The sequence below is a fragment of the Methylosinus sporium genome (assembly GCF_003113265.1).
Lineage (GTDB): Bacteria > Pseudomonadota > Alphaproteobacteria > Rhizobiales > Beijerinckiaceae > Methylosinus > Methylosinus sporium.
The window spans coordinates 23482-40229 of the sequence record NZ_PUIV01000011.1 but is presented as its reverse complement, the minus strand read 5'-3'; the positions used below and the strand labels follow the sequence as shown (position 1 = coordinate 40229).

Below are 16748 nucleotides of genomic sequence, written 5' to 3'. Positions count from 1 at the left end.
AAAGCTCACGCCGCGCTCGCCGCCTCCGCCCATTTTTCGCAGCCGCCTTCCAGCATCCGCCGCAGCTCCGCCGCCGGCGCCGGGCGGCTGAACAGAAAGCCCTGCATCTGCGTGCAGCCTTCCTCGCGTAGGCGCGCCAGCTGCTCAGGCGTTTCGACTCCCTCGGCCACGGTCGCGACGCCGAGGCACTGCCCGATTCCCGCCACCGCGCGCACGATCGCCCCGCACTCGTGATTTTCCGGCAGCTCCTTCACGAAGGAGCGGTCGATCTTGATCTTGTCGAAGGGGAAGGAGCGCAGATAGCTGAGGCTCGAATAGCCGGTGCCGAAATCATCCATCGATATGCATACGCCGAGGGCGCGCAATTGATGCAGAACGGCGAGATTGGCGTGATTTTCGGCGAGCAGCACCGATTCGGTGATCTCGAGCTCGAGCCGCTGCGGCGCGAGCCCGCTCGTCGCCAGCGCCGAGAGAACCGACTGCACCAGCGAGCGCGAGCGAAATTGCGCCGGAGAGAGATTGACGCAGACGCCGATCGGCTCCGGCCAGCTCGCCGCCTCGCGGCACGCCTCGCGCAGCACCCATTCGCCGATCGGCGTGATGAGGCCGGTCTCCTCGGCGAGCGGGATGAAGTCATTGGGGGACACGAGCCCGCGAACGGGATGGAACCAGCGCAGCAGCGCCTCCGAGGCGACGATGCGATTGGCCCCTATGTCGACGAGCGGCTGATAATAGATCTGGAACTCGCCGGCCGGGAGCGCATGGCGCAAATCTGCCTCCAGCGTGCGCCGCACGAGGATGGAGGCGGCCATCTCCGGCTCGAAGAAGCGATGCAGGCCGCGCCCGTCGGCCTTGGCGCGATAAAGAGCGATGTCGGCGTTTTTGAGCAATATGTCGGCGTCGCAGCTGTCGATGGGTGCGACTGAAATGCCGACGCTGGCGCCGACCGCCACTGCATGGCCGTCGATCTCGTAGAGGACGCTCACCTCATTGACGATGCGCTCGGCGAGCCGATCCGCCTCCGCCGCGCCGGCGCCGAGCTGAACGATGGCGAATTCGTCGCCTCCGACGCGCGCCACCATATCGCCCGGCTCCAGAGTGAGGCGCAGGCGCTCGGCGACGGCGACGAGCAGCCGGTCGCCGATCGGATGGCCGAAGGCGTCGTTGACATCCTTGAAGCCGTCGAGATCGAGATAGAGCACGGCGAGGCGATCCTCGCCGCCCTCGAGCCGTTGCAGGCCCTCGGTCAGCCGCGCGCGGAACAGCACGCGATTGGCCAATCCGGTCAGCGGATCGTGATGGGCGAGATGGGCGATGCGGGCGGCCTGCTCGCGCTGCTCGGTGACGTCGACGATGGCCAGCAAGATAGCGGAGCGATCGTCGAAGCTGATCTCGCGCGCGTAATTCTGCACCTTGATCGTGCGTCCGTCCGCTGTGCGATTGGCCCAAATGCGGTCCGAGGGCCGGCGAAGGGCCGGATTCTCATGGGCGATCGTCACCGCCGGCCATTCCTCCTCCGCATAGAGATCGAACAAGGTCGAGCCGAGAAACCGCTCGCGCTCATAGCCGTAATGTGCCACCGCCGCGTCATTGACGGCGATGATGCGCAGGCTCTGCGGATCATGCACCCACATGGGCATGGGATTGCTCTCGAAGAGCAGGCGGAAGGAGGCTTCGCGCGCCTTCAGCGGGGTCACGTCAGTGAGCGTGACGCCGATCAGATCGCCCATGGGCGCGGCGGCGAGCCGAAGATGCGACGCCTCGCCCTCGGCCGAGCGATGCGAGACCTCGAATGTGTCGGGAATCGCCGAAAGGAAAATGGCCGAGAGCCGTTCGAACGTCCCGTCCGTCATCCAGGCCGGCGCGATCTCGCCGAGCCGCCGCCATTGCAGATCGCGCTCCGCGCCGCCGAAGAGGCGGCTGGCGCTGGCGTTGAGGCTCACAATGACGAAATCGATTATGTCGCGGCCGGCGTGGACGGCGGCGAGCGTCGTGAGCCCGTCGTCGGTCGCGCGATAAATGGCGTCGACGAGATCATATTTCGCGGCGCGCTCGCGCGCGAACACCAGGAACAGCGCGTCGCCCCAATGGCTCGACAGCGGGAAGGCGACGATCTCGCTGGTCCGCACCAGCCCGTCGCGAATGCTGCGCGCGATCGTCGCCGCCGGCGTTCCGCGCGTCGCGGCCGCCGCCAGCGCCTCGCCTATGGGATCGCGGTAATTGCGTTCGAGTCCGTCCAGCCGCAGGCCGCGCAGCGACGCGCCGAGCCAAGCCTCGAAGGCGCCGCCGCCATAGAGAAATTCGAAAGCGCCGTCCGCCGCGCGTCCGGCCAGCGCCACATCGTCGGCGAGACGGCCGAGGCTGCCGAGCGCGATCTGCTCATAAGGCGGCAGGCCGCCGGTCGGAGCCTCGACCTGCCATTGGAAGCACAGCTCGTCCACATCGCGAAATTCGGTGACGACGCCATATTGGGTGGCGATCTCATACATGGCTAGGCTCAACTCCGCAGGCCTTCGGCGCAGGTGAAATTGACCGGAAGCTTTGAAAAAACAGTAAAATTTTCAATGATTTAATAGGAAGCGCGTCATTTGTCGGTCATAAATCCGACGAAGCCTTTGATCAGACAGCGGAAAATTTGTGATCGGCGCGTTTCGTCGCGCGATTTCGCTTCCATGATTTTCATAACTCGCGATCCGGCATAGGCTATAAAGCCTCTCTCGTCCGAAAGGCGGGCGGAGAGCGACGATCGAACGGACCAAATGTCATCCAATCGCAAAGCAGCTACGCCGAAGGAGGCTCCGCAGGAGCCGTTCAAGCGCGCCGTCGCCGGCGCGATGCGCGCCATGGCCAAGCGCTCGGAGCTGGAAGTGTCCTTCTCGCCGGAGCGCGCCATGCTGCTCGGCGGCGACGACAAGGCCAAGGCGCGCCTGCCGGAGCCGCCGCGCAAGCTCACCGCCCATGACGCCGCCATCGTGCGCGGCCACGCCGATTCCATCGCCCTGCGCCTCGCTTGCCACGATGAGGCGATTCACCGCCGCGCGCAGCCGCAATCGCCCGATGCCCGCGCCGCCTTCGACGCGTTGGAGCAAGCGCGCTTCGAATCGATCGGCTCGCGCCGCATGGACGGCGTCGCCGCCAATATCGGCGCCATGCTGGACGATCGCTTTCAGCGCGCGCGCTTCTCCGAGATCGAGACCCGCGAGGACGCGCCGCTCGAGGACGCTCTCGCGCTCATCGCGCGCGAGCGGCTCACCGGCATCGCTCCGCCGCCTCATGGCCAGAAGGTCGTCGACCTCTGGCGGCCCTGGATCGAGGAGCGCGCCGGCGAGGATCTCGACAGGCTGTCGAGCGCGCTCGAGAATCAGCGCGGCTTCGCGCAGCTCGCGCATCGGCTGCTCGCGTCGCTCGAGCTCGAGGGCGAGAGCGCCGGAGGCGAGGAGGACGCCGAGGAGCCGAGCGAGGACCAGCCGCAAAATCCCGACGAGGCCGAGGGCGAGGAGACGGAGGAGGAGAAGCAGTCCGGCTCCTCCGAGATGGACACAGCCTCGGCCTCCGAGGAAGCGCTCGAGAAGGGCGAGAGCGAGGCCGCCGAAATTCTCGACAGCGAGATGCTGGAGGAGATCGAATCCGGCGACGTGGACGAGGCGATGGAGACGCGCCGCCCGCAGGTCTCCTCCGCCGATCGCTCCGGCGGCGAATATCGAGCCTACACCACGCGCTACGACGAGACGGTGAAGGCGGAGGATTTGTGCGACGCCGAGGAGCTGGATCGCCTGCGCTCCTATCTCGACAAGCAGCTCTCGCATCTCTCCTCTGTGGTCGGCCGGCTCGCCAATCGCTTGCAGCGCCGGCTGATGGCGCAGCAGAATCGCGCCTGGGAGTTCGACCTCGAGGAGGGGATGCTCGATCCGGCGCGCCTGCCGCGCGTCGTCATCGATCCGCAGCAGCCGCTCTCCTTCAAGCGCGAGAAGGACACGAATTTCCGCGACACGGTGGTCACTCTGCTGCTCGACAATTCCGGCTCCATGCGCGGCCGGCCGATCACAGTGGCGGCGACCTGCGCCGATATTCTCGCCCGCACCCTGGAGCGCTGCGGCGTGAAGGTGGAGATTTTGGGCTTCACCACCAAGGCCTGGAAGGGCGGGCAGTCGCGCGAGACCTGGATCGCCGACGGCAAGCCGCCGAACCCCGGCCGCCTCAACGACATACGCCACATCGTCTACAAGGCCGCCGACGCGCCCTGGCGGCGCGCGCGCCGCAATCTCGGCCTGATGATGCGCGAGGGCCTCTTGAAGGAGAATATCGATGGGGAGGCGCTCGACTGGGCGCATCGCCGTCTCATGGCGCGGCAGGAGCAGCGGCGCATATTGATGATGATCTCCGACGGCGCGCCGGTCGACGATTCTACGCTCTCGGTCAATCCGGGCAATTATCTCGAGCGCCATTTGCGCCATGTCATTCAGGAGATCGAGACCAAATCGCCGGTCGAGCTGATCGCCATCGGCATCGGCCATGACGTGACGCGCTATTACCGCCGCGCCGTGACCATTGTGGACGCGGAGGAATTGGGCGGCGCGATGACGGAGAAGCTCGCCGAGCTGTTCAGCGAGAACGCCGCTCCCGCTCCGGCGCGCGCGCCGCAACGCGCGGCGCCGCGACCGCGCGTGCTCGCCGCGGCTCCTTGAGAGGGGGCGAGGCGCCCTCTCCCTCACCCTCCGCCGCTGCGGGAGAGGGAAGGCGGCGACGTTACGCGAAACGTCGATGAAGCGTGAAATCTGGTCCCTCTTCCGCGCAGCGTGGGAGGGCTGGAAAGGGGCGCCGCTCGCCGCCGAACGGCTCTCGTAATTCACCGAATGGTGAATAAGTTTAATGCGCATTAATTTCGTCACCAGCGCTCGACCGCGCCGAAAACGACTCGGCGGGGAACCTTCAGGGCGGCTGTTGCATTAATATTTCGGCGCGACCGTCGGGTGCGCGTGCAGTGACGATCGGACGTCCGAGCGATCGGCGCCGTCCGGGAGTGACGAAGGAGTTGCGTATGATTTCCCTTGGCAAAGTTCGAAATGCGGGATTGCCCGCGGCGTCTCACGAGCCGCTCGACGTCCAGAGGGTTCTCTGCGTCGCCGCGATTTTCTCGCTGGCCTCCCTTCCCCTGCTGCTCAGCGTCGCTTTGTCGATCTGGGGCTGACACGCCCGGAGCGATCGCCGGCGCGCGGCTGGGGGGCCGGCGCCGGCGAGGGCGGCCGAAACAGGAAAGACCCCGCGCTCTTCCCAGAGCGCGGGGTCTATTTGTCTTTGCGCCGGATCGTCTTTGCGCCCGAAGAGACCGAGCCTAAAGGTCCGCTTCCCGTGGCGTCGAGATCAGGCGGTCGCTGTGGCCAGCTTCTTGACGATCTCGCGCTTCAGCGCGCGGGCGTCGTCGGAGAGCTCCGTGTCGCGCGCCTTGACGAGGAAGCCGTCCAGGCCGCCGCGATGCTCGACAGAGCGCAGAGCCGCCGCCGAGACGCGAAGGCGGACGGAGCGCGCCAGCGCGTCCGAGGCCAGCGTCACATTGACCAGATTGGGCAGAAAGCGGGTGCGCGTCTTGCGATTGGAGTGGCTGACGAGATTGCCCGTCTGCACGCCTTTGCCGGTCAGTTCGCAACGGCGGGACATTGTCTTTTTCCTTTCGATCGGCGCGGAGCGCGGGGGCCCGCGCCATTCGATGGCCGTATGATATGAAATTCGCGCAAAGGCTCCACGCCCCGGGAGGCAGGCCCTTGGTTGGGCGGTCTTATAGAGGCAGGGGCGGCGAAAGGTCAACAGGGGATGTCGCCACGATGGCGTTGCTGTGAAGCTTCGGCGAACCTGCGAACCATCAATGCAGCGAGCGCGTCGGCGGCGCCTGCGGGGTCGGCGGCGGCTCGCTCTGGACCATCAGCGGGCTCGCCTGATGATGCACCAGCCGCCACGCGCCATCGACGAGCCGGAAGCTGTTGGTGGCGACGAGCGCCGCCTGGCCGACCATCTCGATGCAGACGATGCGTCCCTCGGAGCCGCAGAGCAGCGCCCGCTCGCTGCGGCGCAGAACCGGGTCCTGCATGGGGTTGCGCAAAATCTCGCGAAAGGAGGCCAGCACCTGCTCGCGCCCGAAGATCGGCGGCCAGCCGGGATGGATGCAGCAGATTTCCTCATCGCCCCAGATCGCCGCCATCCCGTCCGGGTCTGCGGCGACGAAGGCTCGATAATAAGCGGCGTTGGCCGCGAGTAGAGACGCCTCGTCCGACATGGGCGCGAAGAATGCGCCCAGCTCGAGCCGATGGCAATAAGGGATGACGAGGAAACGCATCGCGAAAGCCGTCGCGCGCAGCGGCGCCCTTGACGCCGCCGGGCGCCGCCCGATTTTCCCCAGCGGAGCCGCATCTGCGGTCAATGGGGGCAATGGATCATGAAAATCGGCGGCTTTGCGATCGTCCTGCTCGCCGGCGCGCTCGCCGCCGCTCCCGCCGAGGCCAAGCGCGCCTCCCGCCAGCCACAGGCCTATGCGCAGCCGGCCGTCCCCGCCTATGCCGCTCCCGCTTATGCCGTCCCCGCGGCGCCCGCTCGCCCCGCGCCGGTCTGGGGCGCCGACGGCTATCGCTTCGATCCGCCGGGCGCCGGCTCCGCCTTCGCGCCCTCGCCTTTCGGCTATTGAGCCCACGCCCTCGCGCTTCCGCTGTCGCGCGTCGGGACAATAGGCTGGACATTCGCCCCGTTCTGCGGTCTATGCGTCTCGCCATTCGAGACCGGGGCTCCGCTCGCGCCCGCCGTCCCGGTATCACCGAAAAGCTTCTCCAAGCTCGGCGTTACGCGGCGCTGCGCATTCGCGCGCCGGAACGCGTGAGGAACGGACAGAAAGGTTAGGAATTTCCCATGGCCGCCAAATCGATCCTTCATATGTTGAGCACGCTGAAGCATATGAGCCCGTTCGACGTCAACATGGCGATCGACGCGGGCTTCGACGTGGCGATTCCTTATACGAATGTCACTCTCGACGAGGTGACGGCGCTGGTGCAGGACGCCATGTTCTCCCGCGCGCCCTCGGCCGCCCTGCGCACCGGAATTTTCTTCGCCGGCCGTGACGCCGTGCTCGCGCTCGACATGCTGGACGCCGCCGAGAAGGCGCTGCTGAAGCCCTTCGAAATTTCGCTCTTCGCCGATCCTTACGGCTCCTTCACCACCGCCGGCGCCATGGTCGCCTTCGTCGAGAAGGTGCTGCGCGAGAAGAAGGGCCGCGAGCTGAAGGGCGCCAAGATCGTCGTCTATGGCGCGACCGGCGTCGTCGGCTATTCCTCCGCCGTCATCGCCGCGCTCGAGGGCGCCGAGGTGACGATCGTCGGCTATAGCGGCCTCGAGCGCGTGACGACGCAGGCCGAGGAGATCGAGAAGCGCTTCGGCGTGAAGGTGACGCCCGCCGACGGCAGCAAGGCCGAGCAGGTGCGCGCCCTCCTCGTCGAGCATGAGATCGCGCTCTGCGCGGCCCGCGCCGGCGTGCAAGTTCTGTCCGCGGAAGATCTCGCCGCCGCCAAATCGCTGCTCATCGCCGCGGACGTCAACGCCGTGCCGCCGCTCGGCGTCGAGGGCGTCAAGCTGCACGACAAGGGCGTCGAACTGCCGTCGGGCGCGCTCGGCATCGGCGCGCTCGCCATCGGCGACATCAAATACGGAACGGAGGCCGGTCTCTTCCGGCAGATGACCACTTCCGACAAGCCGCTGCGTCTCGACTTCCGCCACGCTTTCGCGCTGGCGCGCAGCCTGCTCTGAGCCGCTCGAATCTGGATCGGGTCTCGTCCCGACGGTTTCGTCCCGACTTGCCGCCGTCATGCGAAAATGATTGATGACGGCGGCGCGTCTTCCCTCGCTCGGATTCCCCCAGCGATATGCCATGAGGAAAAGAAAATGGCCGTGATCAACAAGCTTTTGGTCGGTGAGTCGCTCGTCGGCGAAGGCAATGAGGTCGCCCACATCGACCTGCTGATCGGACCGCGCGGCAGCGCCGCCGAGACCGCCTTCGCCAATGCGCTGGTCAACAACAAGGACGGCTTCACCACGCTGCTCGCCGTCGTTGCGCCGAACCTGCTGGCCAAGCCGAACACGATCCTCTTCAACAAGGTCACCATCAAGAACGCCAAGCAGGCCGTTCAGATGTTCGGACCGGCCCAGGCCGGCGTCGCCAAGGCCGTCGCCGATTCGGTCGCCGAAGGCGTGATCCCGGTCGCCGAGGCCGACGACCTGTTCATCTCGGTCGGCGTGTTCATCCATTGGGAAGCGAACGACGACAAGAAGATCCAGGAGTACAACTATCAGGCCACCAAGGAAGCCATCGCGCGCGCCATCAAGGGCGAGCCGAAGGCCGCCGAAGTCGTCGCCAAGCGCAACGACGTCAAGCATCCTTTCGGCGCCAACTGACGGCTTCGACCGGATCATTTATCGTCGGGGGAGCCGTTCGCGGCTCCCCTTTTGCTTTTTGAGAGCGCGCGCAGAATTCCCTCTCTCCCCGCGTACGGGAAGAGGGGCTCGGGGCGCGAGCCGGAAACGGAAAGGCTCATGGCCAGCGTCATCGGCTTCGACATAGGCGGCGCGCATCTGAAAGCCGCGCGCGCCAGCGACGGGCGGATCGTCGAGGTGCTGCTGCTGCCCTGCAATCCGCATTACGGCCTCGCGCGGCTCGAGGGCGCGATAGAGGAGGCCGTCGCGCGGCTCGGCGCGGCCGATCGTTTCGCCGTCACTATGACGGCCGAGCTCTCCGACGCTTTCGAGACGCGCGCCGCCGGCGTCACGACCATCGCCTCGGCGGTCGCCCGGCGGGTGAAGGGCGCGCAGACGCTGTTCTACGCCGGGGAGGCCGGCCTGCTCCCCTTCGACGCGCTTCGCGGCGCCGAGCAGGCGATCGCCTCCGCCAATTGGCGGGCGAGCGCGGAGCTGGTGGCGCGGCGCATTCCCGAGGCGCTGTTCATCGACATGGGCTCGACGACCACTGATCTCGTCCCCATTCGCGGCGGCCGCGTGAGCGCCATCGGCGGCGGCGACGCCGCACGCCTCGCCAATGGCGAGCTGCTCTACACGGGCCTGTCGCGCGGCGATCCGCTGGCCGGCGTGACCCTCGCGCCCATGGCCGGCCGCTGGACCCCGCCGGCGCGCGAAAGCTTCGCCACAATGGCGGATGTGCGCCGCGTGACCGGCGATCTCGCCGCGAAGGACTCCGAGCCGACCGCCGACGGGCGCGGCAAGAGCGTCGCCGAATCGATCGCGCGCCTCGCCCGCCTCGCCGGCCGCGACGCCGCCGAGGCGACGCCCGCGCAATGGCGCGCCTTCGCGGATTTTCTCGCCCGCGCGCAGATGCGCTCGATCGAGGATCAGATCGCGCTGCTGCGCTCGCGCGCGGCGGTGGCGGAGGACGCGCCCGTCATCGGCGCCGGCGTCGGCCGCGCGTTGGTCGCGCGTCTCGCTCTGGCCGAAGGCCGCGCCTATCGCGACATCGCCGATCTCATCGATGCGACGCCGGACGTCGCGCGAGAGGCCGCCGATTGCGCGCCGGCCTGCGCGGTAGCGCTGCTCGCCTCCGGTTGAGCGCGCATTCTATTGCGCAGCGGCGGTGCGCGCGAGCAAGGCTCGCACGCGCGTCGTCAGCTCCTCGAGCGTGAAGGGCTTGCGCAGAACTTCTATGTTCGATGCGGGATCGAGGCTGTCGAGCGATTTCCCGGCATAGCCGGTGATGAGCAGTATGGGGAGATCGGGACGCGCGGCGCGCGCGGCTTCGGCGAGCTGGCGTCCGCTGACGCCCGGCAGGCCGACATCCGTCACCAGAAGGCGCAATTTCTCATCCGATTCGACGACCTCCAGCCCGGCGCTTCCGTCATCGGCCTCTATGACCTCGCAGCCCATCTCTTCGAGCGTGTCGGCGATCTGCATTCGCACCTCCAGCTGATCTTCGACGAGCAGCGTTTTTCCGCAGGGCGCGGCGAGGCTCTCCGGCGTCCGCTCCGGGGCGGCGACGGCTTCTGCCGGCGCGGCATTCGGAGGGTCGCGCCCGGGCAGATAGAGGCGCACGGCGGTCCCTTTTCCCGGCGCGCTGTCTATGCGCACGAAGCCGCCCGATTGCTTTATGAAGCCATAGATCTGCGAGAGGCCGAGGCCGGTGCCGCGCCCCACCGGCTTGGTCGTGAAGAAAGGCTCGAAGACATGCGCCAGCACGTCGCAGCTCATGCCGGCGCCATTGTCCGTCACGCTGATCTCGACATAGTCGCCGGGCGCGATGTCGGGTTCGCCGGCGTCGGCCTCGCGGCGGCGATCGGCGGTGGCGATCTCCAGCACGCCGCCTTTGGGCATGGCGTCGCGCGCGTTGATCGCGAGATTGAGCAGCGCGCTCTCGAGCTGCGACGGGTCGCATACGACATTGCGCCGACACCGACCGAGACGCAGATCGAGCTCTATGCCGCCGCCCAGCGTTCGCCGCAGCAGATCTTCGAGCCCGACGACGAGCCTGTCCGGCGCGACGACGCGCGGCAGCAGCGTCTGCCGGCGGGAGAAGGCGAGCAGCCGGTCGATGAGATTGGCGGCGGAATTGGTCGCTTTGCGAATGGCGCCGATGGAAGGGCCGATCTCCTCGGCGCGGCCGCGCGCCAATTGCCGCTCGATGACGCCGAGCGAGCCGAGGATCACCTGAAGCACATTGTTGAAATCATGCGCTATGCCGCCGGTCAGCTGGCCGATCGCCTCCATCTTCTGCGCATGGGCCAGCCGCGCCTCGCTCTCCAGCAATGCGGCGTTGGCCTTGCGCAGCTGATCGGGCGAGGGCAGAGCGAGAAAGCTCGGCAGCCACCACCAGAGCGCGACCGAAGTGCCGACCGAGACGATCGCCGTCGCCGCCTTGACGATCCCCTGCACGCCATAGAGCGGCTTCCATAGCGTGACGACATCCAGCCAATGGGTGGCGCCGCAGAGCAGGATGAAGGCCGCGAACAGCCACAGCAAGGGTCGAAAGACGAGGTCGGCGCGTCTCTGCCCGATGATGACCAGCGCCAGCGGGATGGAGAAATAGGCGAGCGCGATCAAGCCGTCGGAGATTGCGAAGAGCCAGATCAGACCCGGCTCCCAGAGGAGGCAGAAACCATGCGGCGTCAGATTGTCGACGCCGAAGAGCCATTCGCTCAATGCGGACATTGGAGTCACTCCACCACCGAAAAGATTGCGGTGGATGGGGAAAAAACAACCCATGTCCCGGCGGCGGCGAAACCCTCCGCTCGCGCGGGCCGAGCCCGAAAAACGGCACAAGTCTAAGAAATTAATGCAGAAGTCTCGGCAATATGCGGAATTTGGGCTGGCTTCGGCCGGGCGGCCGCGACGCTGCGCCGCGGGCCCGGCCGTTCACGGGCGCTCAAATATAAGCGTAGCCGGCGAGCATGACGCCCGAGGCGGCGAGAGCGAGGCCGCCGTACCATGGCCATTTGCGGCCGCGGGTGATGATCGCGATCGTCGCTATGGCGATGGCCGCATGAAGCAGCGTCACCGCCATCGTCAGAATGTGATGGCGATGCTCGTGATGCTCGGCCTCGTGAAGATGCTCCTCGACGCGATGCTCGAGCGCCTCGGCGTCGGTCTTGATCGCCTTGGTCTCGTCGTCATAGCGCTTGGCCTCGCGGGCGAGCTGATCGGCCAGCGGCCCGCCCTGCTTGGCGGCGACTTCGTTCACGCTCTTCTTGATGCTCTTGGCCTGAAAGAAGGCCCATTGATCGCTGGCCTTGCTCTGGCTGAGCGCAGCGGCGTTCTGCGCGCCGAGCGTCGCCGCGGTCTCGATCGTCTCCAGACTGCCGATGGTCGCGGCGACGACAGCGAAAATCGCGATCGTCAGCGACACTTGCGTCATGAAAGGCGTGCCCTCATGGGCGACATGCTCGGCATGTTCGGCATGTTCGAGATGTTCTGTCGTCATAGCTTCGGACATGGGTCATCCTTCATCGAAAATTCGCGTCGAAATTCGCGCGCGAGGCGCGCCGCCCGTCCGGCTCCGCCGAATCGGTCATTCCGGCTGTGTTCGAAGATAAGTCTCGATCTTGGCCGTCACCAGCTCCCACGCTTCGCGCTCGGCGGCTCCGGCCGTCTTGTCGATCGCGATACGGAGATAGGCCAATTCTGTGTCGATTTTTTCGCGGGGAATCATGCCGAGCCGCGTCGCCAGAATGGCGGCCTCGACGACCGCCGCCTGGGCGCGGTTCAGCCCCAAAAAGGGCTTGTGAGAGACGATTTTTCTAATCTTGCAGAAGAAGCGAGGGCGCTGAGGATCGCCCTCGTTGCGCGCCACTTCCAGCTCGGCGTGCGTGAGGGCGGCGGAAAGGCGCGGCGCCGACCAACCCGGAACGGCCTCCATCGGCCAGTCGCTCTTGCCGCAGACGCAGCCGGCGAAAATTCGCACATCGTCGATGAAGCTCGCCGTGGCGAAAGGCGCGGCCTCGAGATTGGTCAGCGTCGTCGAGGGACGGAAGGGCGCGATGACCCAGAATTCGTCCTGCTCTATGAGGCCGAGCGGCGCGATGTGATGCTGGCCCGTGGGGCCGACCGTGGTGACGATGCATTCGCGGATCATCGGCATCTGGCGCTCCTGCTGGCCTTCGTCGAAAGCTCGGGGTCGCCTCCTCCCCAGCTCTCCCTCGCTATGCGTGAGAGGGGGAGGGGGCGCTCGCTCGCGATCATCTAGTCTTTCGCCTTGCGCAGCGTATGCCCGGCTTCGCGCAGGCGCGTCTCGTCCTCCTGCGATCTATCCGAAGCGCAGCCGAAGTCCAGCGGCTCGTCCTGGCGATAGCGCTTGCCCAGACGAAAAGCGATTTCCGCCTTCATCAGTTCCGCGCCGAGATAGAAGGCATGGGCGCCGTCCTTCTCGACCCCGAGCTCGGGAAAGAGCGACATGGCGTCCTGCGCCACGCGATGAAAGCCGCGCGCGTAAATGTGAATGCCGTCCGCGGCGACCTCTATGCGGAAATTTTCGTCGCGCAATTCGCGCGCGAGCTCGGCGATCTCGTCCGGCGTCGCGGCATAGGGGCGCTTGTCGTGGATCTGCAGCAGCGCGTCGCTATAGCCCTTGGGCAGAGCGGCGTCGGCGCGGGCGGCGAACAACATGCGCCGCGCCGCGTCATGCTCCTGCACAGTGCGGCGCGTATGCGGGCTCACCTGCACGGTGAGCAGATGGCGAATGTCCAGCTCCGAGCACAGACCCAGCAGAACGGCGGTGACGCCGGAGGAATCCGCATCAGTCAATTCGGTGAGATTGCCCGTGCCCATCATCATTTCGGCGCCCGGCTCGCGGCGGCGCGTCTCGACATAGCGCTCGATGGAGGCGGCGAGGCCGAAGTGAATGGGATCGAGGATCGGATCGAGAATATAGGAAATGCCGCGTCGCTCGGCGATGCGCGCGGCGCGTTGCAGAGAGTCGAGATCGCCGTGCGGATTGGGCACGAGAATCGGAATGAGCGGCGAATTGTCCGGCAGTATCGAGAGCGTATGCTCGTCGAGGCTCAAGAGATGATCGGCGCCGGCGCGCGCGCCGCGCTCCAGCTCCTCGCGCTTCGCCGAATCGAGGCTGACGGAGAAGCCGCGCGCTTTCAGCGCGACGATCGTCTCTTCCATATGCGGAAAGGGCGTGTCCGGCAGGCAGCCGAGATCGATGACGTCGGCGCCCGCCTCTTTCAGCATCGTCGCGCGCGCGACGACCTCCTCCACGCTCATGATGGAGGCGTCGACGATCTCGGTGAAAATGCGCATGTCATGGCGCGTCAGATCGGCCTTGCCGCCGCGCTTGCCGAAGAAGGCTGGAAGATCGGCGATCTCCTCCGGCCCACGCTCGAAAGGGGCGCCGAAGGCCTCTGCGAGAGCGGAAAGATCGGCGCGACAGCGGCCGGGCAATATGACGCGATCGGCCGCGAGCGGGCGCGGCAGGCGGCGCAGGATGATCTCCTGCGTCATCAGCGCCGCGACCTTCACACCAATGTCGTGGATGCGCCAGTTCCTTGCCTCCTCTCCGAAGCCCGCCAACATGCGCTCGAGGCGCGGCAGCGCGAGATGGCCGGTGAGGAACAGCAGGCGCTCAGACATTCCCGATCGGCTCCCGAGTGGCGAGCTCGCGGCGCCGGCGCTCGACGGCCTCGTGCAGGGCGGCGAGGCTCTCGGCGACCTGCGTCCCCTCGAAGTTTTTCAATTTGTCGGTGTTCTCGAGGTCGATGCGGCGCGGATAGACCATCACCTTGCGATCGGGCGCCTGCGTCTCCAGCTCCGGCGCCGTATCGCAGGCGAAGACGACCGTCGGCACGCGGCATTTGCCGGCCTGGGCGAAGACATTGGTCGCGAGATTGTCGGAGATGCCATAGACGAATTTGGCGACCGTGTTGGAGGTCGCCGGCGCCACGATCAGCGTGTGATAATAGCTGTGATAGAAGCCGCCGACCGGAACCGAGCTCGCCGTCGTGTCCTTGAACACGCGCACATGGTCCGGCATGTCCTCGAGCCTGTGCTTGTACATGCGGATGACTTCCGCCGCCGCCCGGCTGACGAAGAGGTCGACATGGTCGAGCGAGCGGATGATGTCGAGACATTCGGTGAAGAAATGTCCCGAGCCGGTGAGCGCCCAGCCCCAGCGCGGCGTGACGACCTTTTTCATGATGCGATGCTTTGCTCTCTGGTGAAATCGAAGCGCGCGCCGGGAAGGCCGCCGCGCGCGAAAGTTTCGGGCGCCTCGCGCAAGGCTGCGGGGCCGGCGATGTAGACGTCGAGCCCGCGCGCATAATGCGCGAAGCAGGGATCGACGATCGACTGCGCCATGATCGTGTCGGCGCTGAGGCTTCCCTCATCCTGAGGAGCCTGCGCAGCAGGCGTCTCGAAGGACGAGGGAAGCCTCAGCGGCGCCCCCGGCTCCCGCGTGCTTCGAGACGCGGCCTGCGGCCGCTCCTCAGCATGAAGGAGGAGAGCGGCGCCCCCGCCCTCCCCTCCAGGGGGAGGTGGGAAATCGACGCTCTTGATCAGCAATAGCGCGCGCGTTCCCGCCTCATGCGCATACCAGGCCGCGAGACTGTCGGACGTCATGTCCCAGCTCGCTGGAATCTGGGGATCGGCGCGCGTCATCGCAACCGGGCTCCAGACTGCGATCGCGCCATGCGCCTGCGCGGCCTCGGCTTGCTGCGGCGTCTCGGCGGGAAGCAGGCCCGGCTCGAGATCGCGCAATGCGCGGCCATATTGCTCCATGGCCATTATGGCCATGTCATGCGCCGCCGCGTCGGAGAAGCGCAGCGCCTCTTGCGCGCTGCGCACCGCATCGGCGAAAGGGCCGCCGCCGGGAACGATGGTGAGAGGGCCGGGATAGCGCCGCAGCGCCGCCAGCCATCGGCGCAAGGCGGGGGAGGCGGCGAGGCTTCCGCCGAGCTTGACGACGAGAGGCCGCGTCTCAGCGCTCGGGCTCGGCGGCATCGGGAAGGCCCGGAAAGAGGTTGTGAACCTTGGCGGTCTCGGCCTGGCGCTCGCGGCGGATGCGAATGCCGACCGCGCCCGGCGCGACGTCGAGCTTCTCCACCTGCACGGTCAGCGCCTGCACGCGCTCGTGCCGAAGCACCAGCTCGGCCAGACGCTCGGCGATCGTCTCCACGAGCTCTATGTGGCCCGAGGCGAGGATCATCTTTATCGCGTCCATGATGACGTCATAGGAGAAGACATTGCGCATGTCGTCGCCGCCGGCGGAGACGCGCGTCACATCGACATCGACGTTGAAGCGCACCCGCTGCGTGCGGCCGCGCTCGAAATCATAGGCGCCGATCTCGACCGGAATGACGAGATCGCGCACGAAGACATGGTCGATCTCCCGCGTGCGCTCGCGGCTCTCGAGATAGCCGCGGCCGACGACCAGCGACCAATCGACATTGGCGGCGAGCGCCGAGCCCTTGCCGCTGGCCCGCGCCGGGCCACCGGGGATGAGGTCGCGGATCAGCGCGACGGCCGCGGCGTCCAGCGCGCTCTTGCGGTCGTGGTCGCGGCAGAGGGCGCCGCGAAAGCCCATCACATCGACGCCCGTCACTAGCAGGCGCGGCACGTCCGGCGCCTCCAGCGAGCCGGCGAGTCCCGCCTCGAGGCCCAGCGCATGGCAGCGCTCGACGAAGGAAGAGAGCGCGCCAATGTCGAAATGCTCGATGAGCCGACCCTTGCCCTTATGCGCCGTGTCCAGCAGCGCGCCGGAAAAGCCCGCAGCGGCGAGGCGCGGCAGCACGTCGAGGTCCGGCCCGAGATCGGCGAAGAGCACGGCGACGAGCCGCACGCGCTGCGCGATCGGCGCCAGAGCCGCGATCAGCGCATCGGCGTCGGGCGTCGCCGGCAGCGCGAATTTGACGAAAGCGACGCCGAGCGCGGCGGTCTCTTCTATCGCGGCGCGCGCCACAGCCGGATCATGCGACAGCTCGACGACGGCGCTGACCGGACGGCGGCCGGCGACGGCGTGCAGGATCGCCGCGACCTCGGCGGAAGGCAGAGCGCCGAGAGCGCCGCGGGCAGCGTCCTTGCAATCGATGACGTCCGCTCCGCCAGCGGCGGCGATCTCGGCTTCCGCCACGCTGGCGACGCTCGTCAACATCAAGGTCATCGATCAGGCGCTCTTTCGATCTCGCCTCGGCCCGCGGCGGGAGAGGCAGGACGCTTGTGGAGCAATTTCTTCCGAAATCCAAGTGGCGCCGCAGGCGAATTCGAGTGGGCGCCTGCGGGTG

Annotated in this window: 16 protein-coding genes; 6 read left to right on the top strand and 10 right to left on the bottom strand. The window is 67.0% G+C overall.

From position 1 onward, the window contains the following. Positions 1–5: 5 nt before the first annotated feature. Positions 6–2489 (bottom strand): putative bifunctional diguanylate cyclase/phosphodiesterase, encoded by a 2484-nt coding sequence (locus tag C5689_RS09370; protein WP_108917012.1) that lies wholly within the window; start codon positions 2487–2489, stop codon positions 6–8. Between the two features lie 270 nt (positions 2490–2759). Here C5689_RS09370 and cobT point away from each other — a divergent pair, with 270 nt between their 5' ends. Both cobT and C5689_RS18465 read left to right on the top strand, forming a co-directional pair. Further along, entirely contained in the window at positions 2760–4685 is a 1926-nt protein-coding gene (gene cobT, locus C5689_RS09365) for a cobaltochelatase subunit CobT (protein WP_108917011.1), read from the top strand. Positions 4686–5038: 353 nt separating this feature from the next. Continuing rightward, entirely contained in the window at positions 5039–5188 is a 150-nt protein-coding gene (locus C5689_RS18465) for a hypothetical protein (protein WP_166142148.1), read from the top strand. A 173-nt stretch (positions 5189–5361) separates the two neighbouring features. Here the strand turns inward: C5689_RS18465 and rpmB are convergent, their stop codons facing one another. Together rpmB and C5689_RS09350 are read right to left on the bottom strand one after the other, a co-directional pair. Then, a complete protein-coding gene (rpmB, locus tag C5689_RS09355; protein ID WP_108917009.1) occupies positions 5362–5655 on the bottom strand; it encodes a 50S ribosomal protein L28 in 294 nt (97 codons plus the stop codon). Between the two features lie 202 nt (positions 5656–5857). Further along, a complete protein-coding gene (locus C5689_RS09350) occupies positions 5858–6328 on the bottom strand; it encodes a nuclear transport factor 2 family protein (RefSeq protein WP_244594649.1) in 471 nt (156 codons plus the stop codon). Positions 6329–6427: 99 nt separating this feature from the next. On the opposite strand from C5689_RS09350, the gene C5689_RS09345 reads away from it, so the two are divergent. From C5689_RS09345 to C5689_RS09330, 4 genes are all read left to right on the top strand, one after another. Then, positions 6428–6673 (top strand): hypothetical protein, encoded by a 246-nt coding sequence (locus tag C5689_RS09345; protein WP_108917008.1) that lies wholly within the window; start codon positions 6428–6430, stop codon positions 6671–6673. Between the two features lie 218 nt (positions 6674–6891). Next, positions 6892–7782 (top strand): NAD(P)-dependent methylenetetrahydromethanopterin dehydrogenase, encoded by an 891-nt coding sequence (locus C5689_RS09340; protein ID WP_108917007.1) that lies wholly within the window; start codon positions 6892–6894, stop codon positions 7780–7782. Positions 7783–7917: 135 nt separating this feature from the next. After that, entirely contained in the window at positions 7918–8427 is a 510-nt protein-coding gene (fae, locus tag C5689_RS09335; RefSeq protein WP_108917062.1) for a formaldehyde-activating enzyme, read from the top strand. 138 nt (positions 8428–8565) lie between these two features. After that, positions 8566–9588 (top strand): hydantoinase/oxoprolinase family protein, encoded by a 1023-nt coding sequence (locus C5689_RS09330; RefSeq protein WP_108917006.1) that lies wholly within the window; start codon positions 8566–8568, stop codon positions 9586–9588. 9 nt (positions 9589–9597) lie between these two features. On the opposite strand, the gene C5689_RS09325 is transcribed toward C5689_RS09330, so the two are convergent. From C5689_RS09325 to C5689_RS09295, 7 genes are all read right to left on the bottom strand, one after another. Next, entirely contained in the window at positions 9598–11181 is a 1584-nt protein-coding gene (locus tag C5689_RS09325) for an ATP-binding protein (RefSeq protein ID WP_108917005.1), read from the bottom strand. Between the two features lie 214 nt (positions 11182–11395). After that, positions 11396–11962 (bottom strand): DUF4337 family protein, encoded by a 567-nt coding sequence (locus tag C5689_RS09320; RefSeq protein ID WP_108917004.1) that lies wholly within the window; start codon positions 11960–11962, stop codon positions 11396–11398. Positions 11963–12037: 75 nt separating this feature from the next. Beyond that, positions 12038–12607 carry a DUF447 domain-containing protein gene (locus tag C5689_RS09315; protein WP_108917003.1) on the bottom strand — a complete coding sequence of 190 codons (570 nt, stop codon included), beginning with the start codon at positions 12605–12607 and terminating at the stop codon, positions 12038–12040. A 101-nt stretch (positions 12608–12708) separates the two neighbouring features. Next, complete coding sequence (locus tag C5689_RS09310; protein ID WP_108917002.1) at positions 12709–14103, bottom strand: DUF6513 domain-containing protein; 1395 nt, start codon at positions 14101–14103, stop codon at positions 12709–12711. Further along, entirely contained in the window at positions 14096–14665 is a 570-nt protein-coding gene (locus tag C5689_RS09305) for a flavoprotein (RefSeq protein WP_108917001.1), read from the bottom strand. The genes C5689_RS09310 and C5689_RS09305 overlap by 8 nt, the downstream gene beginning before the upstream one ends. Beyond that, on the bottom strand, positions 14662–15468 hold the full coding sequence (locus C5689_RS09300) for an amino acid kinase family protein (RefSeq protein WP_108917000.1): 807 nt from the start codon (positions 15466–15468) through the stop codon (positions 14662–14664). Before C5689_RS09300 ends, C5689_RS09305 begins: the two co-directional genes overlap by 4 nt. After that, a complete protein-coding gene (locus C5689_RS09295) occupies positions 15446–16627 on the bottom strand; it encodes a (5-formylfuran-3-yl)methyl phosphate synthase (RefSeq protein ID WP_167398703.1) in 1182 nt (393 codons plus the stop codon). Before C5689_RS09295 ends, C5689_RS09300 begins: the two co-directional genes overlap by 23 nt. Positions 16628–16748 lie beyond the last annotated feature (121 nt).